A 26,828-nucleotide genomic window follows, 5' to 3' on the forward strand; every position below is an offset into this window, starting at 1 on the left:
CCGCGGACCCGCCCGCGGAGAACTTGGTACAACGTCATCCATCGCCTGCGCGGCGAGAAGGGGGCGCCGAGCCGGTCGTGTCGGCGACGCCTGGGGTCGAGGGTTCGGGGAGGCCGTCGATTCGCCGCGCGGGGCGCGAGTGCGATCGCGGGGGCGGTCGCCATGGAGCTGGGGGGCTCGAATGGGCAGTGCCACAATCGGTTTCGCACGCCGTCCGCGGATCGTCGGGGCGCCCGTCGCCGACGACGAGATCGAGTTGACCTCGCCGCCGGAACTGTCGCGCGCCGTGCCGCCGAACCTGCTGGTGCGACTGCTGCCGGTGGTGATGGTGCTGGGCGTCGTCGGCATGGTGGCGATGATGCTCGTGACCGGCGGCGCGAGCGCGCTGGCGAACCCGCTGTTCCTGATGTTCCCGATGATGATGGTGATGTCGATGGTCGGCATGCTCGCCTCGGGCGGACGCGGCGGCACCGAACGCGCGGCCGAACTCAACGAGAACCGCAAAGACTATCTCCGGCACCTCGGGAGACTCCGGGAGCAGGTGACGGAGACGGCGATGCGGCAACGTGAGTCGGCCGAGTTCCAGCACCCGGAACCGGCCGCGCTCCTCGGATTCGTCGGCGGTCGGCGGATGTGGGAGCGCCGCCTGGCCGACGACGACTTCGCCGATGTGCGGGTCGGCTGCGGCACCCACCGCCTGGCCACCGAACTGCTGCCGCCCCAGACGGCGCCGGGCGACGATCTGGAACCGGTGTCCGCGGTGGCGCTGCGACGCTTCGCCGCCGCCCACGCGGCCGTCGACGACGTGCCGACCGCCGTCGCACTGCGGAGTCTTCCGGCGGTGAGCCTGACCGGCGACCCCGCCCAGGTGCGCGGCCTGCTGCGGTCGATGCTGTGCCAACTCGCGGTGCTCCAGGGCCCGGACCACCTGCGGATCGCGGTCGTGACCGACGACCCGTCGGCGGCGGAATGGGATTGGGTCAAGTGGTTGCCGCACGCGGGACACCCGGTGCGCAACGATGCGCTCGGCCCGGCCCGGATGGTGTACTCGACCCTCGCCGCGCTCACCGCCGACCTCGACGCCGACCTCTCGACGCGCGCGGGCTTCAGCCGCACCGCCGAATCGCTCGCCGCCACGCACCTGGTGGTCGTCGTCGACACCGACGCCGTGGACGCCGAGGACGAGCTGATCGGCGGGGCCGGGATCGACGGGGTCACCGTGCTCGGGCTGGGACGGGCGCCGAGCCCGCTGACCGTTCATCGCGGCCTGCAGCTGGTGGTCGACGGCGGTCGGATCGGGGCGCACACCGCCGCGGGGCTCGAAGAGTTCGCCGTCGTCGACCGGTTGGGGGCCGCGGAGGCTGAAGCGGTCGCGCGGCGCCTGGCGCGGTACCGGCCCGCGTCGTTCGACGCCCTGCTCGACCTGGACACCCCGCTGGTGGCGGGCGACCCGGGACTGCAGGCGCTGCTGGGGATCGGCGACCCGGCCCGACCCGACCCGGCCGGCGTCTGGCCGGGCCGCACCGGCGCCGACCGGCTCCGCGTGCCGATCGGCTACACGCCCGAAGGCGCTCCGGTGCAGCTGGATCTCAAGGAGAGCGCGCACGGCGGGATGGGCCCGCACGGGCTGTGCATCGGGGCCACCGGCAGCGGCAAATCGGAGCTCCTGCGCACCCTGGTGCTGGCCCTGGTCGCCACCCACTCGCCCGACGAGCTGAACCTGGTGCTCGTCGACTTCAAGGGCGGCGCAACGTTTCTGGGGTTGGAGGAGCTCCGCCACACGGCCGCGGTCATCACCAACCTGGAGCAGGAGCTGTCGATGGTCGACCGGATGGGCGACGCGCTCTCCGGCGAACTGAATCGGCGCCAGGAACTGTTGCGGTCGGCGGGCAACTTCGCCAACGTCACCGACTACGAGGCCGCCCGCCGCGGCGGCGCCCCGCTCGACCCGCTGCCCGCCCTGTTCATCGTCGTCGACGAGTTCTCCGAACTGCTGGCGCAGAAGCCGGAGTTCGCCGACCTGTTCGTCGCGATCGGCAGGCTGGGGCGGTCGTTGCACATCCACCTGCTGCTCGCCTCGCAGCGGCTCGAGGAGGGACGCCTGCGCGGGCTGGACAGCCATCTGTCGTACCGGATCGGGCTCAAGACCTTCTCCGCCAACGAATCCCGGACCGTGCTCGGGGTCCCCGACGCCTACCACCTGCCGAGTTCGCCGGGAGCGGCCTACCTCAAATGCGATTCGGGGGCGCCGACCCGCTTCACCACCTGCTACGTCTCCGGCCCCTATCGGCCGCCGACGACGGCGACGGCCGCGACCGGCGGCGAGCGGTCGGCGTCGGGGACGGCGCCGCTGGCCTTCACCACCGCTGACGTGCCGATCGTCCCGCGAGACCCGGCGGCGGGCGACGCCGTCGACGACGAGCCGACCGCCACCCTGCTGGAGACGATGGTCGGTGCCCTGCACGGCCACGGTCGCCGCCCGCATCAAGTGTGGCTGCCGCCCCTGGACACCGCGGTCACCCTCGGCGAACTGGTCGGCGGGCGGGCGCCCGACCCGGCCGCGGACGGCGACCTCGTCATCGCGTACGGCGTCGTCGACCTTCCCTACGAGCAACGACGTGACACGGCGGTGCTCGACGTGTCCGGCGCGGGCGGGCACGTCGCGGTCGTCGGCGGGCCGCAGACCGGCAAGTCGACGGCGCTGCGCACCCTGATCTGCAGCGCCGCCCTCACCCACGCACCCGAGCAGATGCAGTTCTACTGCCTGGATTTCGGCGGCGGCTCCCTGTCCGCGCTGGTCGGACTCCCGCACGTCGGATCGGTGGCGACCAAGGCCGACCGGGACACCATCCGACGCACCCTCGCCGAGATCGAGGGCGTGCGGGCCGCGCGCGAACAGGCCTTCGCCGAGCACGGTGTCGAGTCGATGCGCGAGTACCGCGCGGCGCGGGCGAAGGGGCGATTCAGCCCCGAGGCCGACCGGGACGACCCATACGGCGACGTCTTCCTGGTCATCGACGGCATCGGGGTGCTGCGCGCCGACTTCGAGCTGTTGGAGGAGAAGGTCAACGCCCTGGTGTCCGGCGGGCTGGCGTACGGCATCCACGTGATCGTCACCGCGACCCGGTGGGCGGAGATCCGGCCGGCGATGAAAGACCTGATGGGCGGACGGATCGAGCTGAAGCTGGGCGACGCCCTCGACTCGGAGATGGGGCGCCGCGCCGCCGCCGGGGTCCCGGAGGGGCGGCCCGGCCGCGGCCTCACCGCGCAGGAGAAGCACCTGCTGGTGGCATTGCCGCGGATCGACGACGTCGCCGACGCGCAGAGCGTCTCGGCGGGCACGGCCGCGCTCGTCGCACACGTGGCGCAGGCCTTCGACGGCCGCTCGGCACCGGCGGTGCGGACCCTCGCGCGGCGGGTCGGGGACGGCGAACTGGCGCGCGCCGTCGCCGCCGCGGGCGCCCCGGCGACGGCGGGGCGGGTCGCGCTGGGACTGTCGGAGACCGACCTGGGGCCCGCCGTGCTCGACTTCGATCTCCAGCCGCACCTGCTGGTGTTCGCCGACGTGGAGTCGGGAAAGACCGAGACCGCACGAACCCTGGTGCGCGGGCTGGTCGCATCGGGCGGCCCGGACGAGGTGAAGGTGGTCCTGGTGGACTACCGGCGCGGCCTGCTCGGCGAGGTCCCCGAATCCCACCTGGGCGGCTACGCCAGTTCGGAGCGGACCGCGGGACCGATGATGGCGCAGCTGGCCGAATACTTCGCGGCCCGGCTGCCCGGCGACGACGTGACCGCCGAGCAACTGCGGGAACGGTCGTGGTGGTCGGGCCCGACGGTCTACCTCGTCGTCGACGACTACGACCTGGTCGCCACCGCCTCCGGCAATCCGCTGCTGCCGCTGGTGGAACTGCTCGGCCACGGCCGCGACGTGGGGTTCCGGATGATCCTGACGCGTCGGTCCGGCGGGCTCGGCCGGGCGCTGTTCGATCCGGTCGTCGCCGCCCTGCGCGACCTGTCGTGCGACGTGCTGCTGATGAACGGCGACCCGGACGAGGGCTACATCGTCGGCAGGCACCGGCTGCAGCGGCTGCCCGCGGGCCGCGGCGAGCTCGTCTCCCGCAACCATCCGCCGCAGATCGTGCAGGTGGCGCTGGGGGAGCGGGAGTGAGCGGGTCGGTGCTCGACCTCGCCTACGGTCGGGTGCGCGTCGGCGACCGGCAATTCGACGTCGGCGTCGTCCTGGAGGACATCGACGACCCGCGACGACGCGCCCCGGCCCGGCCCGCGCTCGCTGAGGCGCTGCGGGCGGCCGGCTCGGTCGCCGTCGTGGCCCCCACGGTGTGGGGCCCGGTGCGTACCGGCTCGTTGCGGGCCGAGCTGGCCGCAGCGGCCCCGCACGCCGCGGCTGTCGTGCCGATTCCGCGAGCGGTCGCGATCGCCGCCTCGCACGCCGATGCCACCGTGCATCGATGCGCCGTCGTGGAGACACGAATGCTGCCGTCGACCGGCGGGCACTGGTCCGTGCACGCGGTGGCGCGCAGGCAGGGGCGTTGGGAGTTGGGGAACGGGGAGGTGACGCTGCCGCACCGGATCCCGGCCGATCCGGGGTGGGCGCGGCTGCTCGAGGAGTCCGACGCGGTGTTCGTCGACGGTCCCGACCCGGCGTCGATCGAGCGGGCGCGACGCCTGCTGGCCGAGGTCTTCGGGGTGCGGGCCGAGAGTGTCGACCGGCGGCTCCTGGGGCGGCACGGCGCGGGGATCGCGGCAGTCACCGGCGCAGATCTGCTGGCCGGGCTGCCCGCGGCGCCGGTCGCCGGTCGACGCCCCAGCGCGTGGGCTCCGGCTCTGGTGGCGGCGTTGCTGTCGGTAGCGGTCGTGGTCGTCGGCGTGTGGAGCCATTGGCCGCGCCCGGCGGTCGTCGATCGGGAGGCGGTGCAGGTGGGGCGGGCTCGCCTGGAGGTGCCGGGCGGCTGGAGGCGCACGGACATGGCCTCCACCGGGGCCGACGGTGCCGGGCGGCGGGCGGTGTTCGCCGCACCGGACGACGGGCGCCGGGTGATCGTGGTGGTCTCGACGCTGCGGTCGGGGTCGTCGTCGGCGACGGTGGCGGCGAGTCTGCGGCAGCGGATCGCGCAGCGTGGGGACGACGTGGTGGCGGAGTTCGCGCCCGACCTGGCGTATGCGGGGCGGCAGGTGATCGGCTATCGCGAGACACCGGCGTCGGGGGAGCCGGTGGCCTGGTACATCAGCGTCGATCAGCGCACGCAGGTCAGCGTCGGCTGTCAGGGCGGGACCGGCGCGGAGTCGGTGGAGGCGGCGTGTCGTGGGGCGGTCGGGTCGGTGCGGGTGGGGCCGGATTAGGCGATGCGCCGGAGAGAGTTCCCCGCTGAGAGCCCGCATGGTTCGAGGGAAGGGCGTCGGGCCTCAGCGGTGACGTCTGTCCGACCTGGCACGACTGCGGCAGGTTCGGCTCGCATCTCGTGCGGACCCGGTCGGCTACGTGTCGCCGACCGTCGCCGCCAACTCGACCACGACCTCGTCGGCGACCTTCAGGGCTCCCATCATCAACGAGTACTGCTTCACCCCGAAGTCGGTCTGCCGCACGGTGGACTCGCCGGCGAGCTGCGTCCGACCGTCGTCGCCGGTCACGCAGACCCGCACGGTGTGCGGCCGCGGCGTTCCGCAGATCGTGAGCTGCCCGGTCAACTCGTAACCGTCGTCGGTGGCGGTGATCTCGTCGGCGGCGAAGCCGATCTCGCCGAACTTCCCGGACTTGAGTGATTTGAGCGCGTTGCCGCGGGCCACCAGCCGTTCGGGCAGCGTCATCGGCGTCAGGCCGCCCTCGCCGGAGAGCACCTGCATCGACTCCACTTCGACGGTCAGATCGACGCGGGTCGGCACACCGTCGTCGAAGGAGACCGTCGCGCGCCAGCGGTCGAAGCCGAGGACGAGACGATGCCCGGTACGGGCGGCCCGGCCGGTGACGTCGGTGCGGACGGTGAGCGTCCCCCGATCGGGACCGAACTCGATGCGGTGCGGGCCGGACTGCTGCGGGCTCATGGTCGCCACGATACGACAGGATCGTCAGACAGACCGTGCGACGGAAGCGGTGCGAACGACCGTGCGCGGACCCGGCGCCGTGACCGGCGGCGTTTTGACCGCGGCGGCGCCGTCCGCGTATCCTGGGTCGCTGGTGCCCTGCGCATACAGAGCTCCCGGGTCCCCACTGGTCGCCGGGAGAGCACTCTGCGGGAGCGTCTGACCAGCAGCAAACGAAATCGAGTGAGGACTACTGTGCCTACCTACACCCCGAAGGCCGGTGACATCACCCACGAGTGGTATGTCATCGACGCCACCGACGTGGTGCTCGGCCGCCTCGCCGTTGCGAGCGCCAACCTGCTCCGCGGCAAGGGCAAGCCCACCTTCGCCCCCCACATGGACGGCGGCGACTACGTCATCATCATCAACGCCGAGAAGGTCGCCGTCAGCGGCAACAAGCTGACCGACAAGCGCCTGTACCGTCACTCGGGTCACCCGGGCGGCCTCAGCTCGCAGACCATCGGTGAGCTCCTGGCCACCAAGCCCGAGCGCGTCGTCGAGAGCGCCGTCAAGGGCATGCTGCCGAAGAACAAGCTGGGCAACGCCATCGCAGGCAAGCTCAAGGTCTACGCGGGCCCGAACCACCCGCACACCGCGCAGAAGCCGGTCAACTACGAGATCAAGCAGGTGGCCCAGTGAGCGACAACAACGTGAACGACGTCGACGTCGAGATCATCGAAGAAGAGACGCTCAGCGAAGACGGCACCTACACCACCGAGTCGGTCGAGGTCGTCGAGACCGAGGTCTCCTCGCGCGGTCCCGTGGTCCTCGACCACCCCGTCCAGACCGTCGGCCGCCGCAAGGAGGCCGTCGTCCGCGTCCGCCTGCTGCCCGGCACCGGTGAGTTCACCCTCAACGGCCGCACCCTGGAAGACTACTTCCCGAACAAGGTGCACCAGCAGCTCATCAAGGCGCCGCTGGTGACCGTCGAGCGCACCGACGCCTTCGACATCCACGCCCGCCTGGTCGGCGGCGGCCCCTCGGGTCAGGCAGGCGCCCTGCGTCTGGCCATCGCCCGCGGCCTCATCGAGGTCAGCCCCGAGGATCGTCCGGCCCTGAAGAAGGCCGGCTTCCTGACCCGCGACGCGCGCGCCGTGGAGCGGAAGAAGTACGGCCTGAAGAAGGCCCGCAAGGCTTCGCAGTACAGCAAGCGCTGATCGCTTCTGTGGCACGCCTTTTCGGCACCGACGGCGTCCGCGGCCGGGCCAACGAACAGCTCACCCCCGAGCTGGCGTTGGCCCTGGCCGCGGCCGCCGTTTGCGTTCTCGGTGCAGATGCAGACTCCTCCCGCCCGACCGGCACCCGACCGCGCGTGGTGGTCGGACGCGATCCCCGCGCCTCCGGCGAACTCCTGGAAGCCGCGCTGTGCGCGGGCCTGGCCGCCGCAGGCGCCGACGCGATCCGCGTCGGCGTGGTGCCCACCCCGGCCGTCGCCTTCCTCACCGCCGACTATCGAGCCGACTTCGGCGTGATGATCTCGGCGTCGCACAACCCCATGCCCGACAACGGCATCAAGTTCTTCGCCGCCGGCGGTCACAAGCTCCGCGATGACGTGGAAGACGCGATCGAAGCCGAGATGCGCACCCAGCGCCGTCGCCCCACCGGTGCGGACGTGGGTCGGATCGTCGACGCGGCCGACGCCGCAGACCGGTACCTGGCCCATCTGGCACAAGCCGTCACCACCCCGCTCGACGGGTTGACCCTGGTGGTCGACTGCGCGCACGGCGCGGCCTCGCAGGTGGGACCGGCGGCCTATGAGGCGGCCGGCGCCAAGGTCATCGCGATCCACGCCGAACCCGACGGGCTCAACATCAACGACGGCTGCGGCTCCACCCATCTGGAGAAGCTGCAGGCCGCGGTGCTGGAGCACGGCGCAGACCTGGGCTTGGCGCACGACGGCGACGCCGACCGCTGCCTGGCGGTCGATTCGACCGGGGCCGTCGTCGACGGCGACAAGATCATGGCGATCCTGGCGCTGGCGATGCACGAGTCCGGCGAGCTCACCGACGGTGTCCTGGTGGCCACGGTCATGAGCAACCTCGGCCTGCACCTGGCGATGAAGTCCGCGGGCATCGAGCTCAAGGTGACCGGCGTCGGCGACCGGTACGTCCTCGAAGAACTCCGCGCGGGCGGCTACGCACTCGGCGGTGAGCAGTCGGGACACATCGTGATCCCGTCCGCGGGCACCACCGGCGACGGCGTCCTGACCGGTCTCATGCTGGCCGCGCGGATCGCCTCGACCGGCACCCGGCTGGCCGACCTCGCCGCCGTGATGACCGTGCTCCCGCAAGAGCTGATCAACGTGCAGGTCGTCGACAAGCACGCCGTCGCCGTCGCCGAGCAGGTCCTCGCGGCCGTCGCCGACGCGGAGAGCGAACTCGACGGACAGGGCCGCATCCTGCTGCGGCCGTCGGGCACCGAACAGCTCGTTCGCGTGATGGTCGAGGCGCAGACGCCCGAGTCGGCGCGCGGCATCGCCGAACGGGTGGCCGCGGTGGTCGCCGCCGTCTGACGACGCCCCGACATCGACTCGCGACGTCCCCGCCGAGACCTCTCGGCGGGGACGTCGCGCATTCGTCGGCGTGTCGTGGAACCGATCGGGTCGCTGCTGCGTCTAAAGGGGTATGCGCGCGCAGGATGACGATGGAATCGGTGTCGATCTCGATGCCCTGGCCCGGCTGACCGCCACCCAGCGGGTCCTGGTCGACCGGCTGGGGGAGTGCGCCGCCGTCCTCACCGACGGCGGCCTCTGCGACTGGGCCGATGCCGGACCGGCGCAGCGCGCGGCGGCCCTGACCGCTCATCGCATGGGGGATCTGGCCGCGCGACTGCGTACCGCGGGTGTCGCGGTCGACGCCGTCGCCGCAGATCTCGCCCGCGCCGCCGACTCCTTCGACACCGCCGACGACGCGGCCGCGACCGCGGTGCGAGCGTGGTCGCAATGATCGGCCGGCCTGCTGCCGAACTCGAGGATCCGGCTGATCGGCCGTCGTGCGCCGACCGGTTCGTCGCGCTGATCGCCGCCTGCCGGGAACTCGGACTCACCGGCGTCGACGATGCCGCGGTCCGTGAGCCGCACCGGGCCGTCGATCAGTTCCGCCACCCGACCTTCGCCGACGATGCACGGCGGCTTACCGATCTCGCCGACGAGCTGTGGGTCGCGGCGGGCGCCGATCTCGTATCGACGGCTGCGACGGGGAACGCATCGGTCACCGAAGCGCAGTGGTCGGGCCGATCGAGCCGGTCCGCCCGCAGTGTGCTGCATCTGGTCGGCACCGAGGTCTCGGCGGCTGCGCGAGGGCTGCGCGACGGGGCCGCCGCCACCGCGCACGCCGCGAGCGTCTTGGAGACCGTGCTGGTCCGGCACCGCAGGGCGCTCGAGACGGTCAGTGCCCCGCAGCTGGCCGGCTTCGACCTCGGTGCACTGCCCGCGGCACTGCACTCGGGCGCCGTGCACCCACCGGCGTTGCGCGGGGAGGTCCAGGCCCGCCTCGACTACGCGGCCGCCGCCGGGACACTGGCGGGTGAGGCGATCACGGCCGCCCTCACCGAAGTCGCCGACGCTTGGGCCGGGGAGAACGCGTCGGCCGGTGAACTCGTCCTGGCGGACCTGCGATGACCGGGGTCGGTCGCGCGGCCGGTGATCGCACTGCCGGGCGACTGGAGGAGATCGCGGCCGCCGCGGGAGCCGGATTCGACGCCGCCGAACGCCGCTACCGCGAACACGGCGCTGCGCCGCGGCAACCGACCCGCCCGGAGTCGGCGGAGCTCGGGCGGCTCCGGCGACGGCTGGTGGCCGACGCGGTCGCGGCCGACACCCCGGTGGCGCGTCTGCTGCTGCCCGCCGATCGTGCCGCAGCACGACCGGGTGTTCGCCGACGCTGACCTCGCACGGTGCTGGCTTGCCCAGCACTAGCGTGGCAACTGCCGGGCACCGACCTCATGCGGCGCTGCCTGGCACTGAGTTCACCCGGCGCTGGCCGTCGCCGGTGCCGGATCTCGGACCAGGTTCCCCGACGACTGGGTACATGCCCGGTAGCTGCGTTGTCCGGTCGCATCGGGGAATCCTGTCCGACTCGGCGGACTGCCAACGCATGCCGCCCCGCGACACCTCCCCGCGTCACCGCCCTGCGACACCTCCCCGCGTCACCGCCCTGCGACACCGCTCCGCGACACCGCCCGGCGACACCGCGCCCGAAGTCGGCGCCGAGCGGGTCGCGGTGCAGATCCGATGTCATAGGGTGGGAACCGTGCCAGGGAAAAAGAAGGTCGTGGCCCCACCGCCCGACAAGCTGATGAAGGAATTGGCCCGCCGCGGACCCAACAAGGTCGACCGCGGCGACCTCGGCATCGTCGGCATGTCGGGGCAGATCTTTGCCCCGCGGACCGGTCGCGGGCTGCCCGCGGTGGCCTTCGGTCACGGCTGGCTGGTCGGCAGCGCCCGGTACCGGGACCTGCTGTTCCACCTGGCGTCGTGGGGCATCGTGGTCGCCGCACCCGACGGCAGTCGTGGGCCCTTTCCGTCCGACATCGACCTGGGCACCGACCTGCGAGCCGCGGCGACCGTTGCGGGCAGCGTCCAGCTGGGCGGCGGCGCGGTGACCGTCGACCCCCAGCGGATCGGATTGGCAGGCCACGGCTTCGGCGCGGCCGCCGCAGTCCGGGCGGCCTCGGACACCGTTCTCCTGGGGCGGCCCCCGATCCGGGTCGCCGCACTCGCCGCCGTCTTCCCCGCACCGACCACAGCCGACCTGAGCGCTGCGACCGCGAGCGTGACCGTGCCCACGCTGGTGCTCGCGGGTTCGGAGCATCTGTCGTCGATGACCGGCAACGGCCTCGACATCGCCCGGCAGGTGAGCGGTGATGTGGTTTTGCGCACACTGCCCGGCGCGACCGCCGGCGATCTGATCGAACGTCCGTCACTGCGCTCGGTGATCGGCGTCAACGGCGCCGACCGCGGCGTTCACAAGGCCGTCCGCGCACAGCTCACCGGATTCTTCCTGCACCGGCTGACCGGCGACGAACGGTATGCCGCATTCTCCGATCCGGAGACGACGATGGGTGAGGTGCTCGCGCTGGACGCGACGACGACGCAAGCGCCCGAATTGGACTCCGTGTCGCAGTTGCTCGGCGCGAAACCACGCTCCGCCTGACGCTATTCTTGGTACCCATGTGTGGAATCGTGGGTTACGTGGGCAGTCGCGACGCGCTCGACATCGTCGTCGACGCCCTTCGTCGGATGGAGTACCGCGGTTACGACTCGGCCGGGGTGGCGATCCTCGACGGCAACGGGTCGCTGGCCGTCGAGAAGAAGGCCGGTCGGCTGGAGAATCTCGACAAGCAGATCGCCGACGTGGGGAGCGCGAGCCTGGCGGGAACCACCGGCATGGGGCACACCCGCTGGGCCACCCACGGTCAGCCGACCGACCGCAATGCTCACCCCCATGTGAGCCGCGACCACAAGATCGCCGTGGTCCACAACGGCATCATCGAGAACTACGCGCCGCTGCGCGCCGAACTCGAAGACGCCGGTGTCGAGTTCTCCTCCGACACCGACACCGAGACCGCCGTGCACCTGATGGAGCGCGAGTACGCCTCGGGCGTCGACGCCGGCGACTTCGTGGCCTCCGCCTACCGCACCCTGCGACGGTTGGAAGGCGCGTTCACGCTGGTCTTCACCCACGCCGACCATCCGGGCACCATCGTCGCCGCCCGCCGCTCCACTCCGCTGGTGGTGGGTGTCGGTGACGGTGAGATGTTCGTCGCCTCCGATGTGACGGCCTTCATCGAGCACACCCGCAACGCGGTCGAACTGGGGCAGGACGAGGTCGTCGTCATCACCGCCGACACCTACGCGGTCACCGACTTCGACGGAGAGCCCACCGGCGGCAAGCCCTTCCACATCGACTGGGATCTGGCCGCCGCCGAGAAGGGCGGCTACGACTACTTCATGCTGAAGGAGATCGCCGAGCAGCCCGAGGCGCTGGCGAGCACCCTGATGGGTCACCTGGAGAACGGACGCATCGTCCTCGACGAACAGCGCCTGTCCGATCAAGACCTGCGCGACGTCGACAAGGTCTTCGTGGTGGCCTGCGGCACCGCCTACCACGCGGGCATGATCGCCAAGTACGCGATCGAGCACTGGACCCGACTGCCCGTCGAGGTCGAGCTCGCCAGCGAGTTCCGCTACCGCGACCCGGTGCTGGACCGGTCGACGCTGGTGGTCGCCATCAGCCAGTCCGGCGAGACCGCCGACACGCTGGAGGCCGTCCGACACGCCAAGGACCAGAAGGCGCGGGTGCTGGCGATCTGCAACACCAACGGAGCCCAGATCCCCCGTGAGTCCGACGCGGTGCTCTACACGCACGCCGGCCCGGAGATCGGGGTCGCGTCCACCAAGTGCTTCCTGGCGCAGATCGCGGCCGCCTACATGGTGGGGCTGGCGCTCGCGCAGGCCGTCGGCACCAAGTACGCCGACGAGGTGACGCGCGAGTTCGAGGCCCTGGAGGCCATTCCGGCAGTCGTCGAACAGGTGTTGGCGCAGATGGAACCGGTCCGCGACCTGGCGCGCAGCCTCGCCTCGGCCGACACCGTGCTGTTCCTGGGGCGCCACGTCGGATACCCCGTCGCGCTCGAAGGCGCCCTCAAGCTCAAAGAACTCGCCTACATCCACGCCGAGGGCTTCGCGGCCGGTGAGTTGAAGCACGGACCGATCGCGCTGATCGAAGACGGGCTGCCGGTGATCGTCGTGATGCCGTCCCCGGAGGGCCGCGCGCTGCTGCACTCGAAGATGATCAGCAACATCCGCGAGATCCAGGCGCGCGGCGCCAAGACGATCGTCATCGCTGAGGCCACCGACACCGCGGCCGCCGATGTCGCCGACCACCTGATCCCGATCCCGCACACGCCGACGCTGCTGCAGCCGCTCGTGTCGACGGTGCCGCTGCAGGTCTTCGCGGCCACCGTCGCGCAGGCCCGCGGATACGACGTCGACAAGCCGCGCAACCTCGCCAAATCGGTCACCGTCGAGTAAGGCCGTCGTGACCGGCTACTACACCGCCCAGCAGATCAGGGACGCCGAGCAGGCGACCGGCGACCTGCTGACCGGCGGCACGCTGATGGCCCGCGCCGCGAACGCGGTGGCCGTCGCCGTGCTGGCCCGGCTGCGGGCGACCTGCGGCGGCGTCTACGGGCGGCGCGTGCTGCTGGTGGTCGGCGCGGGGAACAACGGCGGCGACGCCCTGTACGCCGGAGCGCTCCTGGCTCGCCGCGGGGTGGGGGTCGAGGCGATCCTGCTCGACCCCGATCGCGCTCACCGCGGCGGCCTGGCCGCCTTCGGCAGGGCGGGCGGCCGCGTCGTCTCCCGAGTGCCCGACACGCTCGACCTCGCCGTCGACGCCGTCGTCGGACTGGGCGGACGCGGCCCGCTGCGCCCGGCCGCCGCGCGGGTCTTCGACGCCGTCGCCGGCACCGGCGCGGTGATCGTCGCCGTCGACCTGCCGTCGGGCATCGACCCGGACACGGGCGTGGTCCACACCCCGAGCGTCCGAGCCGACGTCAGCGTCACCTTCGGGGCGCCGCGACTGGCGCACCTGCTCGCCGCCCCCCGTGTCGGCGCGACCGTCGTCGCCGACATCGGCCTGGACCTGCCGCCGGCGACGGTGACCAGCCCGTCCGACGCGGAGGTCGCCGCCGCGTGGCCCCTGCCGGGACCGGCGGACGACAAGTACACCCAGGGAGTGGTCGGGGTGGTCGCGGGATCGGCGGTGTACCCGGGCGCGGCCGTGCTCGCGACCTCGGCCGCCGTCGCCGCGACCTCCGGCATGACCCGCTACGTGGGCCCGGCGATCGCCGAGGTCCTGGCCGTGTCTCCCGAGGTGGTGACCGCGCCGTCCGTCGCCGCCGCGGGCCGTGTCCAGGCGTGGGCGGTCGGCCCCGGATTCGGAACGGGTGAGCAAGCACACGAAGTGCTCGCCGATGTGCTCGCCGCCGACCTGCCGACCTTGATCGACGCCGACGGACTCACCGTGCTCGCGCGCGATCGCGGGCTGCTCGCCGGGCGGACCGCACCGACTCTGCTGACTCCGCACGCCGGTGAGTTCGCCCGCCTGTCGGGCACCGCGCTCGCCCCCGATCGGCTGTCGGCGGTGCGCGCGCTGGCGGCCGAGCTCGGGGCGACAGTGCTGCTCAAGGGGCGGATCACGCTCGTCGCCGACCCGGACGGCGAAGTCAGCGGCAACGACGCGGGCTCGTCGTGGGCGGCGACGGCGGGTGCCGGCGACGTCTTGACGGGCATCGCCGGCTCGCTGTTGGCCTCGGGTCTGCCGCCCAGATCGGCCGGTGTGATGGCGGCTCGCGTCCACGCCCTGGCCGCGGAGCGGGCCAGCGGCGGCGCCCCGATCAGCGCCGTCGGCCTGTGCGACGCCATCCCTCCGGTGCTGCGCGAACTTTTGAATTTGCGACAATAGGCAGCGATGGACTCGCACGCAAACCTTTACGCCACCGTTGATCTGGGGGCTGTCGCCCACAATGTGGGCGTCCTTCGGCAGCGGTCCGGAGCCGACGTGATCGCCGTGGTCAAAGCCGACGGCTACGCCCACGGCGCGGTCCGGGTGGGCCGCGCGGCGCTCGCCGCGGGCGCCGTGGCGCTCGGCGTCGCCCAGATCCGCGAGGCCCGCGCGCTGCGGGCCGCCGGCATCGACGCCCACCTGACCGCGTGGCTGCACACCGGGGAGGCCGACTTCGCCGGCGCCGTGGCCGACGACATCGACATCGCGGTGTCGTCGCCGCGACAGCTCGCCCTGGTGACGGCCGCGGCTCGCGACCTCGGGCGGACCGCGACGGTCTCGGTCAAGGTCGACACCGGGCTCGCCCGCAGCGGCGTCGGCCCCGACGAGTGGGCGCAGACCGCGGACCTGCTGGCCGCGGCGGTCGCCGAGGGCGCGGTGCGGCTGCACGGCGTCATGTGTCACCTGGCGTTCGGCGACGTCCCCGACCATCCCCTCAACTCTCAGCAGGCCGAGCGGCTCGACGAGGCGGTCGCCGATCTGCGTCGTCGCGGCGTGTCGCCGCAACTGGTGCACCTGGCCAACTCGCCCGCTGCGCTGACCCGACCCGACCTCGCACGCGACGCCGTGCGGCCGGGTCTGGCGATCTACGGCTACTCGCCGGTGCCGGAGATCGGCGACTTCGATCTCATCCCGGCGATGACCCTCGAGACGCGGATCGCGCTGATCAAGCGGATCCCCGCCGGACAGGGAGTCTCGTACAACCACACGTGGGTGGCGCCGACGAGCACGGTGATCGGTGTGGTGCCCGCGGGCTACGCCGACGGGGTGCCGCGCGCGCTGTCGGGCAGGATCGGCGTCCACGTCAACGGTCGGCTCTTCCCCGGGATCGGCCGCATCTGCATGGACCAGCTGGTGATCGACCTGGGGCCCGACGGGTCGGGCGTCGCCGAGGGCGACCGAGCAGTCCTGTTCGGTCCGGCACAGGCCGCGCCGGGAGCGCCGGTGCCCACCGCCACCGACTGGGCCGACGCGACCGGCACCATCGACTACGAGGTGATCTCCCGGATCGGTTCGCGAGCGGTGCGCCGCTACCTCAACGATCCGGCGGGAGGCGTCGATGACTGACTCGGCCGGCGATGCCCGGCGACGCGGCGACCGGAGACCGAAGGGCGAGCGGGGACCGAAGAGCGGCCGGGGACCGAAGAGCGACAGCGGACCGAAGAGCGACGAGCAGAACGGGCGGAACGGAACCGGCAGGCGGACCGGCGCGTGGCGGTCGGGCCTGTCGCAGGCGGGTTCGCTCGGCGCGCAGACCGCGGGCAGCGTCGTGCGTCGGCGCCGCAGGCGTCGCAGCGAGGGCCGGGTGGATCCGCACCTCGGCGTCGACTTCAAGTCGATCTACCGCGGGGAGGCCGCCACGGTCACGGCGGACGACGGCGTCCTGCTCGCCGTGCGGACCGTGGTGACCGGTGAACCCGACGCCGGCTCCGCACCCGAGTGGGGACGATCGGCGACCCCCGAGCTCACCGTGATCTTCGTTCACGGCTTCACTCTGCGGATGGCCTCCTGGCACTTTCAGCGCTATGCGCTGGCGCAACGCTGGGCCGACCGCCACATCAAGATGGTCTTCTACGATCAGCGCGGGCACGGCGCCAGCGACGCCGCACCGAGTGAGAGCTGCACGATGGCCCAGCTCGGCGACGACCTCGCCGCCGTCATCCGCACGATGGCACCGACCGGGCCGGTGGTGCTCGTCGGCCACTCGATGGGCGGCATGTCGATCATGTCGTTGGCGCGGCGGCACGCGAAACTGTTCGCCCACCGCGGTCGCATCGCGGGCGTGGCCCTGGTCTCCACCGCCGCGCGCGGGATCACCGACGCCGGTCTCGGCGAAGGCCTCAACAATCCGATCGTCGACGCCCTGCGCCTGTCGGTCCGGTACATTCCCAAAGCCGTTCAGGCGGGCCGCGGAATCACCAGGCGCGCAGTGGAACCGGTCCTGGTCGCGGCGAGCTTCGGGCACGACTACTACAGCCCGTCCGCCGGCCATGCGGTCGAGGCGATGATTCAGAACACCCCCATCGCGACCATGGTGAACTTCCTCCGCGTGCTCGAAAGCCACGACGAGTCCACGGCGCTGCCGGTCATCGCGCAGGTCCCGACCGTCGTCCTGTGCGGCGACGAGGACCGGCTGACGCCGCTGCCCAACTCGTTGAACATGTACGCGCAGCTCGGCGACGACTCCCGGCTGGTCATCGCCGAGGGCTGCGGACACATGCTGCCGATGGAGGATCCCGACCTGGTGACCGACGCGATCGACGACCTCGTCTCGCGCTCGCGGCTGGCCTTGGGACGCCCGGTGATGCCGTGGCGCCGCGGCGGCGAAAGGAAGCGCAAGTGACCGATACCGAACGACCGACGGGACCAGAACGCACCTCCGGGTCGCGCGACCTGCCCGACGTCGCTGACACCGAGGCGCTCGGCCGGGAACTCGCAGCCGTCCTGCGAGCGGGCGACCTGGTGATCCTCGACGGGCCCCTGGGCGCGGGCAAGACGGCGCTGACCCGCGGCATCGCCGCCGGGTTGGGCGTCGTCGGGCGGGTGTCGTCGCCGACCTTCATCATCGCCCGCCAGCACAGGCCGGGGCCCGACGGCGGACCGGGACTGGTCCACGTGGACGCCTACCGGCTCGGCGGCCTCGACGATCTCGACGCGCTCGACCTGGACACCGACCTGGACGAGAGCGTCGTCGTGGTCGAATGGGGCGAAGGCGTCGTCGAGCGCCTCGTCGACGAGTACCTCATCGTCCGACTGCGTCGCGACGACGACAGCGAGACCCGACATGCGACCTGGGAGTGGGTGAACCGGTGACGGAACACAAGCGGGTGCTGGTGATCGACACCGCCACCTCGGCGGTGGTGACCGGCGTCGTCGAACTGGCGCCGGACGGGTCGGCGTCGACTCTCGCCGAACGCATCCTCGACGATCAGCGACGCCACGCCGAGGTGCTGACCAGTCTGATGCGCGAGACCCTCGCCGAGGCGGGCCTGACCGGCGCCGATCTCGATGCGGTGATCGTCGGCTGCGGGCCCGGACCGTTCACCGGGCTGCGCGTCGGGATGGCGACCGGCACCGCGTACGCCGACGCGCTCGCCATCCCCGCCTACGGGGTGTGCACGCTCGACGCCATCGACCTGGCCGTGCCCGAGCCGAGTGCGGGCGAGCGGCTGGTGCTCACCGACGCCCGCCGCCGCGAGGTGTACTGGGCGGTGTACCGCGACGGCCGACGGATCGAGGGTCCGGGCGTCGACGCACCCGACGCGGTCGCCGCCGAGTTCGCCGGCCGGGGACTGACCGAGGTGGTCGGTGAAGGCCGCTTCACCGAACGCTTCGCGGCGCGCGCCGCCCCGACGGTGTCGCCGACCGCGGTCTCGCTGGCTCGCGCCGGCGCCGCCGCGGTGCTGGCCGCGGCACCCGCCGAACCGCTGACTCCGCTGTATCTGCGACGACCCGACGCGGTGGAGCTCAAGGACCAGAAGCGCAAGTCGTTGCTGCCCCCGGCCGAACATGCCTGAGCGGCCCGCGCCGGGCGAGCCGCTGATCGACGCGCTCCAACCGGCCGACCTCGTGCGCTGCGTCGAGATCGAGCAGCAGCTCTTCGCCGTCGACTCGCCGTGGCCCCTGAGCGGCTTCGTCTCCGAGCTGCGCGCGCCGTACAACACCTACGTCGCCGCGCGCACCGAGGCCGGCGCGCCGCCGGTCGGGTACGCGGGGATCAGTGTGCTCGGTCGTCCCGGCGACCGGGAGTGCGAGGTCCACACGATCGGGGTGGACCCGGAGCATCAGGGCCGCGGGTACGGTCGTGCCCTGCTCGAGGCGCTGCTGCGAGTTGCCGACGAGGCCCGCGCGCCGGTATTCCTGGAGGTGCGCACCGACAACGCTCCAGCCATCGCCCTCTACGAGCGCAACGGCTTCGAGATCGCGGGAGTGCGCCGCAACTATTACCAGCCGTCCGGTGCGGACGCCTACACCATGGTGCGACCGGCCCGGAGCGAGCCGAGTGCAGCCGAGAACCCCGAGTCGAAAGGGCCTGCGAACTCATGATCGTGATGGGCATCGAGAGCTCCTGCGACGAGACCGGCGTCGGCGTCGTCTCCTGGGACGGAGAGCGCGCGACGCTGCTCGCCGACGAGGTGGCCTCCAGCGTCGACGAGCACGCCCGCTACGGCGGCGTGGTCCCCGAGGTGGCGTCCCGCGCACACCTGCAGGCCATGGTCCCGACCATGCAGCGGGCGCGCGAGGCGGCCGGCATCGACCGGCCCGACGCCATCGCCGTCACCATCGGACCGGGGCTGGCCGGCGCCCTGCTGGTCGGGGTCGCCGCCGCGAAGGCCTATGCGCTGGCCTGGGACGTGCCGCTGTACGCGGTGAACCATCTGGGCGGTCACGTCGCGGTCGACACGCTCGAGCACGGGCCGATGACCTCCGCGGTCGCGCTGCTGGTCTCGGGCGGGCACACGCACCTGCTCGGAGTGGAGGACCTCTCGCGGCCGATCGTCGAGATGGGCACCACCGTCGACGACGCGGCGGGCGAGGCCTTCGACAAGGTCGCGCGACTGCTCGACCTCGGCTACCCGGGCGGGCCGGCCCTCGACGCGGCCGCTCGCGACGGTGACCCGGAGGCGATCGCCTTTCCGCGCGGCATGACCGGACCGCGCGATGCACCCTACGACTTCTCGTTCAGCGGGCTCAAGACCGCGGTCGCGAGGTATGTGGAGGGCCGCGTTCGGGCCGGCGCTCCGGTGTCGGTGCCCGATGTGGCCGCGTCGTTCCAGGAGGCCGTCGCCGACGTGCTGACGGCGAAGGCGCTGCGTGCGTGCGCCGACCGCGGCGTCGACACCTTGGTGCTCGGCGGCGGTGCGACCGCGAACTCGCGGATCCGCTCGCTGGCCGCCGAACGGACCGCGGCGGCCGGGATCGAGCTGCGGGTGCCGAAGCCGCGCCTGTGCACCGACAACGGGGTCATGGTCGCCACCCTGGGCGCCCATGTGATCGGGGGCGGCGCGCCGCCGTCGCCGTTGACCGTGGCGACCGACCCGGGCATGAGCGTGCAGATCAGTAAGCTCTGAGCGATCAGCGGCCCCTATTCGCACACCTTCCCCTTGAGTGCTGGCACTCGCATGGGTAGAGTGCTAGTTGGCTCCGATGCAGCGCCGCGGCACCCGCGACGACGTGGCGATGCGACCCGGTGCCGCGAACTTTCACATCAGTTACATGAAGAAAAGGACTGACATCGTGGCGAGCGTGAACATCAAGCCGCTTGAGGACAAGATCCTCGTTCAGGCCGTCGAGGCTGAGACCACCACCGCCTCCGGCCTGGTCATCCCCGACACTGCCAAGGAGAAGCCCCAGGAGGGCAAGGTCATCGCCGTCGGCGAAGGCCGCGTCACCGACCAGGGCACCCGCATCCCGGTCGACGTCAAGGAAGGCGACGTCGTCATCTACAGCAAGTACGGCGGCACCGAGGTCAAGTACGCCGGCCAGGAGTACCTGATCCTGTCCGCTCGCGACATCCTCGCAGTGGTCGGCTGATCCAGCCCCAGCATCGCAATCAGCCCCGGTTGAATCTTCAACCGGGGCTGATTCGTTCTCGGCGGACCGAGTGACGCCTGCGCGTCAGCCGGCGAGCCGGCTCGGCGAGCGTCGTCGCATCTGATTGCGTTCGGACTCGGTGAGCCCGCCCCAGATCCCGTACGGCTCGTCCACGGCCATCGCGTGGGATCGGCACTGCATCAACACGGGGCACTCGGCGCAGACCTGCTTGGCGCGCCGTTCGCGGCGCGCACGCGCCTGGCCGCGCTCGCCCTCCGGATGGAAGAAGACGGCCGACTCCAGTCCGCGGCATTTCCCGTGCATCTGCCAGTCCCAGAAATCGGAGTTGGGGCCGGGAAGTCTGTCGAGTGTGGTGGTCATTTTCGCTCCTGAATGAGAAACGCCATCTGCCTACGCCGCTCACGGTATGTGCGCTCGGAAATGCGAGTCAAACCCGATTCCGGGGCGCAATCGGCCCTTCAGAAGCCCGGGTAGATGAACAGAAGGTGTCGTGATCAAGACCACTCCGGGCCATCTCGCCGATGCGCGGAACGCGGCAGAAAGTACCTCTGAGCAGTGACGATGAGAATGGTGCATCACCCGCGTGTCCGATTCTCGACGGGAGTGGGGCTAGTGGGATGATGGATCACGATCGGAGAAAGGTGACGACGAAGCTAACGGTAGTTTGCATGTGGGGCAATTTCAGCTCCCGATGCTCACCGTTTGTTAGTCGAAATGAAATCTGCATTCCGTGTCGGGCGGAGTGTCGGAAGGTGTGTTGCGAATGTCGAAGCAGTGGTGGGCTGCGTTCGAAGTTCCCGAGCCGTCGGTGGTGCCGACCGGAGCCGGGAGATGGGCCCGGTCGGTCGCCCTGGGGGCGACGGGTCGCGCGGCGGCCGCGAGATCGGTCGTCGCCGAGGTCGTCGGAGACCGTCGGACCGACGTCGCCGTCGTCTCGCTGGCGTTGGCCACGCGCGCGTCGCTGACGCGCCAGGCCGGCGGGCACGCCGACGCCCGCGCCGATGACGGCGCCGCGCTGGCGGTGCTGCAGCGCGCCGAGGATCAGCACGATGGTTGGGTCCGCGCCGCCCGCGCCGATGCGCTGATCGGGCTGGCGGCCGACAACCTGGGGGTCGGGGACTTCGGCGCCTCGGAGCGACTGCTCCGGCGGGCGGCCACCGACCTCGCCGATCTGCCGGACACCGATGACGACTGGCTCGTGGTCGGTCGGCCGCGACTGCGGCTGGCGTGGGTCCGCACCGAGCTCGCGCTGTACACCGGGGACGGCGCCGCCGGGGAACTCGGGGAGCGGGCGGTGCGGGAGGCTCGGCACGCACCCTCGCGCAGGCACCGACTCAAGACCGAGTTGATCGCTGCCGCGACCGCCGCTGCCGCGGGACGATCCGACGTCGCGGTCGCCGCCGCCGAGCGAGTGGCCCGGGCCTGTGCGGACGACGACCTGCTTCCGCTGCAGTGGGCGGCGCACAGCATGCTCGCCGGATTGGTGCGCAACGGTGCCGACGGCGCCCGCGCCGAGGCGCTGCGCGGGGTGCTCGTGGAGCGGGGCATGGGCTTTGGTCCCGCGCCCGAATCCGTGATCGCAGATCGGTACGCTTGATTGATGGCTGATCTACGGGGGACCAGGTGTGCGGTCGCGGTCAGTTCTCTCTCTACGCGTAACGCTCAGGCAGTCCGGTGACGATGAAACTGACAGGTGAGGCGTTGGGCCAGGCGGTCCGTGCAGCGGCTGAAGGTGACCGTGATGCGCTGGCCTCAGTCCTCGACAGCGTGCGCGAGCCCGTGCTGCGCTACTGCCGAGGACGAATCGGTTCGGGAGAACGTCACCTGTTCTCCGCTGACGATGTGGCACAGGAGGTGTTGATGGCGGTGATGACGGCGCTGCCCCGGTATGAAGACCAGGGGCGGCCATTCATGGCATTCGTCTACGGCATCGCCTCGCACAAGGTGGCCGACGCCATGCGATCAGCGGCGCGTGTGAAGTCCGATCCGGTCGAAGAAGTGCCCGATTCGCTCGACTTCGCGAGCGGGCCGGAGCAGGCTGCCCTCGACTCGGACGCCTCCAGACGAATGCGCGACCTGCTCGCCACCCTGCCGGACAAGCAGCGCGAGATCCTCGTCCTGCGGCTCGTCGTCGGACTCTCGGCCGACGAGACCGCGGAGATGGTCGGCAGCAGTCCCGGCGCGGTGCGGGTCGCGCAGCACCGAGCACTCACGAAGCTTAAGAAGATCATGACCCCAAGAGGTGAACATCGATGAGTCACGATGACATGTCCACCGGCCCGATCGATGTGGGCGCGGTTCGCCGCGACGACCAGTTCGTCGACGATCTGGCGGCCGGCCGCGCCGCTGCCGTCAACGACCGCGCAGAGTACGAGCTGGCCGGTCTGATCGCGCAGTGGCGCGCCGAGTCCCTGGCGGGCCCGGTGCCGTCGTCGCCGACCGTCGCAGAGATCGAGACGGCGATCGCACGGACCAACGAGCGGGCACGTCGCGGCGGATTGTCGCGCCGCCTGCGGATCGTCTCGGGTGCCGCCGCGGTCATGGCCGTCGCCGCAGCCGGTCTGCTGGTGCTGTCGGAGGGATCGCAGCCCGGCGACCCGTTGTGGAGCGTCAAGCAGGTCGTTTTCGCCGACCAGGCACAGGAGACGCAGGCGCGACTCGACGCCCAGGAGAGCATCACCGAGGCGCGCAAGGCCCTGGAGGCCGGCGACACGGTGAAGGCGAGCGAACTCATCGCGAAGGCGGAGGCGAAGCTGGGCCCCATCCAGGACAAGCGGGAGAAGGACGTCCTCGCCGATCTGATTGCGCAACTGCGCAAGCAGGATCTGCGCAAGCTGATCCCGTCGCTGCCCGCACTGCAGACCAAGCCGGCGCCGACCGTCGCCGACACCGGCGGGTCGCAGGCCCCGACCGGGACGCCGGAGCCGCCGGCGAGCACCAGCACCACGAAGCCGACCACCCCGTCGAGCACGGTGGAGCCGAGCACCACCAAGTCCGAGCCGGCACCGACCACGGAGCCGACCACGTCGACGTCGGTTCCGCTGTCGGCATCGGTGTCGATCACCGTGCCCTCGTCATCGCTGGTGCGGTAGCGCCCCGAGTCGGCACACGCATGAGAGAGGGACCGTGATCATCGATCACGGTCCCTCTCCCATGCGGTGTCGCGGCTCGGCGGCGGCTCAGGCTCGGTGCCGCGCCACCTCAGCAGCGTTCACCTCAGTAGCGTTCGTGGTAGCGCAGTGAAGCATCGGCGTACCCGCGGCAGTAGTCCCAGGTGACGTAGTCGTCGGGCTGCGGGTCGACGGCCGGCTCGTGCGGACGGACGCTGCCGTCGACGAGCAATTGGCGCAGATTCGAGCGAAGCATGTCCCAGTCGTGGTAGTGATCTTCACGACAGTCGTCGCAGAGTACCACCAGGCCCCGGACACCGCGCGGCGACAGGAGTCGTTCGTAGACGTCGAGATCGGCGAGATCTTCCTCTACAGCCGTGCGTTCTCCCTCGTCAAGGGGGATTCCCGGGTCGAGGGCGTCGAGCACCGACGCGGGGTCGTCAGGGTCGTCGGCGAAGGGATCCGGCGGGAGTCCAGGAAACGGGTCATGCACGTCTTCCACCGTAGCCGATCAGGCGGCCGCACGGCTCGCTCGATCCACAGTGGATACGATGTACTGATGACGCAGGTTCGCACTGGTGGAGATGATCCAAACAAGGTCGCAATGCTCGGCCTCACCTTCGACGATGTACTGCTGCTGCCGGCGGCGTCGGACGTCGTCCCGAATGCGGTGGACACGTCGTCGAAGCTCACCCGGGAGATCACGCTGCGCGTGCCGTTGGTGAGTTCGGCGATGGACACCGTCACCGAGGCGCGGATGGCGATCGCCATGGCCCGTGCGGGCGGCATGGGCGTGCTGCACCGCAATCTGTCGATCGAGGCGCAGGCCGCCGCGGTCGACACGGTCAAGCGGTCGGAGGCCGGGATGGTGACCAACCCGGTCACCTGCCTGCCCACCGACACGCTCGCCGACGTCGACGCCACCTGCGCCCGCTACCGGATCTCGGGTCTGCCGGTGGTCGACAAGGCGGGCGACCTGGTCGGCATCATCACCAACCGCGACATGCAGTTCGAGGCCGACGACTCGCGTCCGGTGTCGGAGGTCATGACGCCGGCACCCCTGATCACCGCCGCCGAAGGCGTCTCCGCCGAGGCTGCGCTCGGCCTGCTGCGTCGGCACAAGGTCGAGAAGCTGCCGATCGTCGACGGCAACGGCAAGCTCACCGGACTCATCACCGTCAAGGACTTCGTCAAGACCGAGCAGCACCCGTTCGCCACCAAGGACGCCGACGGCCGGTTGCTGGTCGGCGCCGCGGTCGGTGCGGGTGAGGAGGCGTGGACGCGTGCGCTGGCGCTCGCCGACGTCGACGTCGACGTCCTCGTCGTCGACAGCGCGCACGGACACTCGCGCGGCGTGCTGGAGATGATCTCCAAGTTGAAGGGCGAGATCGGCGACCGAGTGCAGATCATCGGCGGCAACGTCGCCACCCGCGGTGGCGCACAGGCGCTGATCGACGCGGGCGCCGACGCGGTCAAGGTCGGGGTGGGCCCCGGCTCCATCTGCACCACCCGCGTCGTCGCCGGTGTGGGCGCTCCGCAGATCACCGCGATCCTCGAAGCCGTCTCCGCCTGCAAGGCGGCGGGCGTGCCGGTGATCGCCGACGGCGGGCTCCAGTACTCGGGCGACGTCGCCAAGGCGTTGGCCGCCGGTGCGTCGACCGCCATGCTCGGGTCGCTGCTGGCGGGTACCGCGGAATCGCCGGGCGAGCTGATCCTGGTGAACGGCAAGCAGTTCAAGAGCTACCGCGGCATGGGCTCGCTGGGTGCCATGCAGGGCCGCGGGCAGGGCAAGTCGTACTCCAAGGACCGCTACTTCCAGGACGACGTCCTGGCCGAGGACAAGCTGGTCCCGGAGGGCATCGAGGGGCGGGTGCCGTTCCGCGGTCCGCTGAACCAGGTCATCCACCAGCTGACCGGCGGGCTGCGCGCGGCCATGGGTTACACCGGCTCGCAGACCATCGCCGACCTGCAGAATGCGCAGTTCGTTCAGATCACCGCGGCGGGCCTCAAGGAGTCGCACCCGCACGACATCACCCTGACCGCCGAGGCGCCCAACTACTATTCACGGTGAGTGGAGTGCGGCGGCGGGTCCGCCGCCGCATCTGCTCGACGGAGAGTCCACTAGAAAGGCGCAATAGTGCGTGACCTCGTCGAATTCGGCATGGGCCGGACAGCCCGCCGAACGTACGAACTGGAAGACATCTCGATCGTCCCGTCCCGACGGACGCGGTCGTCGAAGAACGTCTCGACAGCCTGGCAGATCGACGCGTACCGCTTCGAATCGCCGATCCTGAACCACCCGACCGATGCCCTCGGCTCGCCCGAGTCGGCCATCGCGATGGGCAGGCTGGGTGCACTGGGCGTGCTCAACGGCGAAGGGCTCTGGGCCCGGCACGAGCACGTCGACGACAAGATCGCCGAACTCGTCGACATCGCGGAGAACAACCCGGATCCGTCCGCGGCGATCCGCCACCTGCAGCAACTGCACCGTGCGCCGATCAACCTCGACCTGCTGTCGAAGGCGGTCGCCGAGGTCCGCGCGGCGGGCGTCACCACCGCGGTCCGGGTGAGCCCGCAGCACGCCCCGGAGCTGACGCCGACGCTGATCAAGGCGGGTGCCGAGGTCCTCGTCGTGCACGGCACCATCATCTCCGCCGAGCACGTGACGCTGGTCGATCGGGGCGCCGACGACGGCTTGGTCGCCGAGCCGCTCAACCTGAAGACGTTCATCTCCGAACTCGACATCCCGGTGATCGCGGGCGGCGTCCACGACCACCGCACCGCGCTGCACCTGATGCGGACCGGTGCCGCCGGCGTCATCGTCGGCTACGGCTCCACCGAAGGATCCACCACCACCGGCGAGGTGCTCGGCATCGGTGTTCCGATGGCGACGGCGATCGCCGACGCGGCCGCCGCCCGCCGGGACTACCTGGACGAGACCGGTGGTCGCTACGTGCACGTCATCGCCGACGGTGACATCCACACCTCCGGCGACCTGGCCAAGGCCATCGCGTGCGGTGCCGACGCCGCGGTTCTCGGCACCCCGCTCGCCGCGGCCGACACCGCACCGGGTCGCGGCTGGTTCTGGCCGTCGGCCGCAGCCCACCCGGACACCCCGCGCGGTGCGATGCTGCAGGTCGCGCTCGATGAGGGTCGGCCGTCGCTGGAGACCGTCCTGAACGGTCCGTCCGACGACCCGGACGGTCTGCTGAACCTGGTGGGCGGCCTGCGCCGCTCGATGGCCAAGGCGGGTTACTCGGACCTCAAGGAGTTCCAGAAGGTGGGACTGTCGGTCCGCGGCTGACATCCCTGACCTCGACGGAGGGCCCCGGCATGATGCCGGGGCCCTCCGTCTTCTGTGCGGTGCGGGGTCTCGACGCTCTTATCGATTTTGTCAAGCGGTGGGGGCTGGTTGTGGGCTGTTGTCTTCGAGGTAGCGGTAGATGTCTCGGGTGACGTAGCGCATGACGGCGCGGCGGGCCATTTTGGGTGTCTT

26 protein-coding genes are annotated in these 26,828 nt (G+C 71.3%); 23 read left to right on the forward strand and 3 right to left on the reverse strand.

From position 1 onward, the window contains the following. The first annotated feature begins 181 nt into the window (after positions 1-181). On the forward strand, positions 182-4,168 hold the full coding sequence (gene eccCa / locus AAFO60_RS13430; protein WP_347956708.1) for a type VII secretion protein EccCa: 3,987 nt from the start codon (positions 182-184) through the stop codon (positions 4,166-4,168). After that, positions 4,165-5,361, forward strand: coding sequence for a type VII secretion-associated protein (locus AAFO60_RS13435; protein WP_347956709.1), 1,197 nt, complete (start codon positions 4,165-4,167; stop codon positions 5,359-5,361). The genes eccCa and AAFO60_RS13435 overlap by 4 nt, the downstream gene beginning before the upstream one ends. A 135-nt stretch (positions 5,362-5,496) precedes the next feature. Here the strand turns inward: AAFO60_RS13435 and AAFO60_RS13440 are convergent, their stop codons facing one another. Further along, the gene (locus AAFO60_RS13440; RefSeq protein WP_347956710.1) at positions 5,497-6,060 is read right to left on the reverse strand and encodes a YceI family protein; all 564 of its coding nucleotides are present in this window, start codon (positions 6,058-6,060) and stop codon (positions 5,497-5,499) included. 234 nt (positions 6,061-6,294) lie between these two features. Here AAFO60_RS13440 and rplM point away from each other — a divergent pair, with 234 nt between their 5' ends. The 16 genes from rplM (at position 6,295) to groES (ending at position 20,201) form a co-directional block, all read left to right on the forward strand. Continuing rightward, positions 6,295-6,738 carry a 50S ribosomal protein L13 gene (rplM, locus tag AAFO60_RS13445; RefSeq protein ID WP_347956711.1) on the forward strand — a complete coding sequence of 148 codons (444 nt, stop codon included), beginning with the start codon at positions 6,295-6,297 and terminating at the stop codon, positions 6,736-6,738. Further along, positions 6,735-7,256 (forward strand): 30S ribosomal protein S9, encoded by a 522-nt coding sequence (gene rpsI / locus AAFO60_RS13450; protein WP_347956712.1) that lies wholly within the window; start codon positions 6,735-6,737, stop codon positions 7,254-7,256. The genes rplM and rpsI overlap by 4 nt, the downstream gene beginning before the upstream one ends. 8 nt (positions 7,257-7,264) lie before the next feature. Then, the gene (gene glmM / locus AAFO60_RS13455) at positions 7,265-8,611 is read left to right on the forward strand and encodes a phosphoglucosamine mutase (protein WP_347956713.1); all 1,347 of its coding nucleotides are present in this window, start codon (positions 7,265-7,267) and stop codon (positions 8,609-8,611) included. A gap of 112 nt (positions 8,612-8,723) precedes the next feature. Continuing rightward, positions 8,724-9,044: a hypothetical protein gene (locus tag AAFO60_RS13460; protein ID WP_347956714.1), complete on the forward strand. Its 321-nt coding sequence runs from the start codon at positions 8,724-8,726 to the stop codon at positions 9,042-9,044. Beyond that, entirely contained in the window at positions 9,041-9,718 is a 678-nt protein-coding gene (locus AAFO60_RS13465) for a hypothetical protein (RefSeq protein WP_347956740.1), read from the forward strand. Before AAFO60_RS13460 ends, AAFO60_RS13465 begins: the two co-directional genes overlap by 4 nt. After that, on the forward strand, positions 9,715-9,984 hold the full coding sequence (locus tag AAFO60_RS13470) for a hypothetical protein (RefSeq protein ID WP_347956715.1): 270 nt from the start codon (positions 9,715-9,717) through the stop codon (positions 9,982-9,984). Before AAFO60_RS13465 ends, AAFO60_RS13470 begins: the two co-directional genes overlap by 4 nt. Positions 9,985-10,349: 365 nt before the next feature. After that, a complete protein-coding gene (locus tag AAFO60_RS13475) occupies positions 10,350-11,252 on the forward strand; it encodes a chlorophyllase/cutinase-like alpha/beta fold protein (RefSeq protein ID WP_347956716.1) in 903 nt (300 codons plus the stop codon). A gap of 17 nt (positions 11,253-11,269) precedes the next feature. Beyond that, positions 11,270-13,132: a glutamine--fructose-6-phosphate transaminase (isomerizing) gene (gene glmS, locus AAFO60_RS13480; RefSeq protein WP_347956717.1), complete on the forward strand. Its 1,863-nt coding sequence runs from the start codon at positions 11,270-11,272 to the stop codon at positions 13,130-13,132. Between the two features lie 7 nt (positions 13,133-13,139). Then, positions 13,140-14,567 (forward strand): NAD(P)H-hydrate dehydratase, encoded by a 1,428-nt coding sequence (locus AAFO60_RS13485; protein WP_347956718.1) that lies wholly within the window; start codon positions 13,140-13,142, stop codon positions 14,565-14,567. A gap of 6 nt (positions 14,568-14,573) precedes the next feature. Next, positions 14,574-15,734, forward strand: a complete 1,161-nt coding sequence (alr, locus tag AAFO60_RS13490; protein ID WP_347956719.1) for an alanine racemase — start codon at positions 14,574-14,576, stop codon at positions 15,732-15,734. A gap of 157 nt (positions 15,735-15,891) precedes the next feature. Beyond that, complete coding sequence (locus AAFO60_RS13495; protein ID WP_347956741.1) at positions 15,892-17,010, forward strand: alpha/beta fold hydrolase; 1,119 nt, start codon at positions 15,892-15,894, stop codon at positions 17,008-17,010. Next, positions 17,007-17,480 carry a tRNA (adenosine(37)-N6)-threonylcarbamoyltransferase complex ATPase subunit type 1 TsaE gene (gene tsaE, locus AAFO60_RS13500; RefSeq protein ID WP_347956720.1) on the forward strand — a complete coding sequence of 158 codons (474 nt, stop codon included), beginning with the start codon at positions 17,007-17,009 and terminating at the stop codon, positions 17,478-17,480. Before AAFO60_RS13495 ends, tsaE begins: the two co-directional genes overlap by 4 nt. Further along, the gene (gene tsaB / locus AAFO60_RS13505; protein ID WP_347956721.1) at positions 17,477-18,184 is read left to right on the forward strand and encodes a tRNA (adenosine(37)-N6)-threonylcarbamoyltransferase complex dimerization subunit type 1 TsaB; all 708 of its coding nucleotides are present in this window, start codon (positions 17,477-17,479) and stop codon (positions 18,182-18,184) included. The genes tsaE and tsaB overlap by 4 nt, the downstream gene beginning before the upstream one ends. Continuing rightward, positions 18,177-18,713, forward strand: coding sequence for a ribosomal protein S18-alanine N-acetyltransferase (gene rimI / locus AAFO60_RS13510; protein ID WP_347956722.1), 537 nt, complete (start codon positions 18,177-18,179; stop codon positions 18,711-18,713). The genes tsaB and rimI overlap by 8 nt, the downstream gene beginning before the upstream one ends. Next, positions 18,710-19,738 (forward strand): tRNA (adenosine(37)-N6)-threonylcarbamoyltransferase complex transferase subunit TsaD, encoded by a 1,029-nt coding sequence (tsaD, locus tag AAFO60_RS13515; protein ID WP_347956723.1) that lies wholly within the window; start codon positions 18,710-18,712, stop codon positions 19,736-19,738. Before rimI ends, tsaD begins: the two co-directional genes overlap by 4 nt. A 166-nt stretch (positions 19,739-19,904) precedes the next feature. Next, positions 19,905-20,201 carry a co-chaperone GroES gene (gene groES / locus AAFO60_RS13520; protein ID WP_066166059.1) on the forward strand — a complete coding sequence of 99 codons (297 nt, stop codon included), beginning with the start codon at positions 19,905-19,907 and terminating at the stop codon, positions 20,199-20,201. An 84-nt stretch (positions 20,202-20,285) separates the two neighbouring features. Here the strand turns inward: groES and AAFO60_RS13525 are convergent, their stop codons facing one another. Next, on the reverse strand, positions 20,286-20,582 hold the full coding sequence (locus AAFO60_RS13525; RefSeq protein ID WP_347956724.1) for a WhiB family transcriptional regulator: 297 nt from the start codon (positions 20,580-20,582) through the stop codon (positions 20,286-20,288). Between the two features lie 403 nt (positions 20,583-20,985). Here AAFO60_RS13525 and AAFO60_RS13530 point away from each other — a divergent pair, with 403 nt between their 5' ends. The 3 genes from AAFO60_RS13530 to AAFO60_RS13540 all read left to right on the forward strand — a co-directional run bounded on the left by AAFO60_RS13530 (position 20,986) and on the right by AAFO60_RS13540 (position 23,314). Then, a complete protein-coding gene (locus AAFO60_RS13530; protein WP_347956725.1) occupies positions 20,986-21,819 on the forward strand; it encodes a hypothetical protein in 834 nt (277 codons plus the stop codon). An 83-nt stretch (positions 21,820-21,902) separates the two neighbouring features. Beyond that, on the forward strand, positions 21,903-22,478 hold the full coding sequence (locus tag AAFO60_RS13535; RefSeq protein ID WP_347956742.1) for a sigma-70 family RNA polymerase sigma factor: 576 nt from the start codon (positions 21,903-21,905) through the stop codon (positions 22,476-22,478). After that, entirely contained in the window at positions 22,475-23,314 is an 840-nt protein-coding gene (locus tag AAFO60_RS13540; protein ID WP_347956726.1) for an anti-sigma-D factor RsdA, read from the forward strand. Before AAFO60_RS13535 ends, AAFO60_RS13540 begins: the two co-directional genes overlap by 4 nt. Positions 23,315-23,438: 124 nt before the next feature. Here AAFO60_RS13540 and AAFO60_RS13545 read toward each other — a convergent pair whose 3' ends face one another. Beyond that, positions 23,439-23,825, reverse strand: coding sequence for a DUF5319 family protein (locus AAFO60_RS13545; RefSeq protein ID WP_424306989.1), 387 nt, complete (start codon positions 23,823-23,825; stop codon positions 23,439-23,441). Positions 23,826-23,891: 66 nt separating this feature from the next. Between AAFO60_RS13545 and guaB the strand changes: the two genes are divergently transcribed. Together guaB and AAFO60_RS13555 are read left to right on the forward strand one after the other, a co-directional pair. Then, positions 23,892-25,403 carry an IMP dehydrogenase gene (gene guaB, locus AAFO60_RS13550; protein WP_347956728.1) on the forward strand — a complete coding sequence of 504 codons (1,512 nt, stop codon included), beginning with the start codon at positions 23,892-23,894 and terminating at the stop codon, positions 25,401-25,403. A gap of 66 nt (positions 25,404-25,469) precedes the next feature. Then, positions 25,470-26,636 carry a GuaB3 family IMP dehydrogenase-related protein gene (locus AAFO60_RS13555; RefSeq protein WP_347956729.1) on the forward strand — a complete coding sequence of 389 codons (1,167 nt, stop codon included), beginning with the start codon at positions 25,470-25,472 and terminating at the stop codon, positions 26,634-26,636. The last annotated feature ends 192 nt before the right edge of the window (positions 26,637-26,828 follow it).

The organism is Gordonia aichiensis, from assembly GCF_039946255.1.
Taxonomy (GTDB): Bacteria; Actinomycetota; Actinomycetes; order Mycobacteriales; family Mycobacteriaceae; genus Gordonia; species Gordonia aichiensis_A.

What these genes read in the sequence shown, in the direction of transcription:
- eccCa (WP_347956708.1), top strand. Translation starts at nt 182, where the DNA reads ATGGGCAGTGCCACAATCGGTTTCGCACGCCGTCCGCGGATCGTCGGG.
- AAFO60_RS13440 (WP_347956710.1), bottom strand. Translation starts at nt 6,060, where the DNA reads ATGAGCCCGCAGCAGTCCGGCCCGCACCGCATCGAGTTCGGTCCCGAT.
- AAFO60_RS13460 (WP_347956714.1), top strand. Translation starts at nt 8,724, where the DNA reads ATGCGCGCGCAGGATGACGATGGAATCGGTGTCGATCTCGATGCCCTG.
- AAFO60_RS13465 (WP_347956740.1), top strand. Translation starts at nt 9,041, where the DNA reads ATGATCGGCCGGCCTGCTGCCGAACTCGAGGATCCGGCTGATCGGCCG.
- AAFO60_RS13470 (WP_347956715.1), top strand. Translation starts at nt 9,715, where the DNA reads ATGACCGGGGTCGGTCGCGCGGCCGGTGATCGCACTGCCGGGCGACTG.
- glmS (WP_347956717.1), top strand. Translation starts at nt 11,270, where the DNA reads ATGTGTGGAATCGTGGGTTACGTGGGCAGTCGCGACGCGCTCGACATC.
- alr (WP_347956719.1), top strand. Translation starts at nt 14,574, where the DNA reads ATGGACTCGCACGCAAACCTTTACGCCACCGTTGATCTGGGGGCTGTC.
- rimI (WP_347956722.1), top strand. Translation starts at nt 18,177, where the DNA reads ATGCCTGAGCGGCCCGCGCCGGGCGAGCCGCTGATCGACGCGCTCCAA.
- tsaD (WP_347956723.1), top strand. Translation starts at nt 18,710, where the DNA reads ATGATCGTGATGGGCATCGAGAGCTCCTGCGACGAGACCGGCGTCGGC.
- AAFO60_RS13525 (WP_347956724.1), bottom strand. Translation starts at nt 20,582, where the DNA reads ATGACCACCACACTCGACAGACTTCCCGGCCCCAACTCCGATTTCTGG.
- AAFO60_RS13530 (WP_347956725.1), top strand. Translation starts at nt 20,986, where the DNA reads ATGTCGAAGCAGTGGTGGGCTGCGTTCGAAGTTCCCGAGCCGTCGGTG.
- AAFO60_RS13535 (WP_347956742.1), top strand. Translation starts at nt 21,903, where the DNA reads ATGAAACTGACAGGTGAGGCGTTGGGCCAGGCGGTCCGTGCAGCGGCT.
- AAFO60_RS13540 (WP_347956726.1), top strand. Translation starts at nt 22,475, where the DNA reads ATGAGTCACGATGACATGTCCACCGGCCCGATCGATGTGGGCGCGGTT.
- guaB (WP_347956728.1), top strand. Translation starts at nt 23,892, where the DNA reads ATGACGCAGGTTCGCACTGGTGGAGATGATCCAAACAAGGTCGCAATG.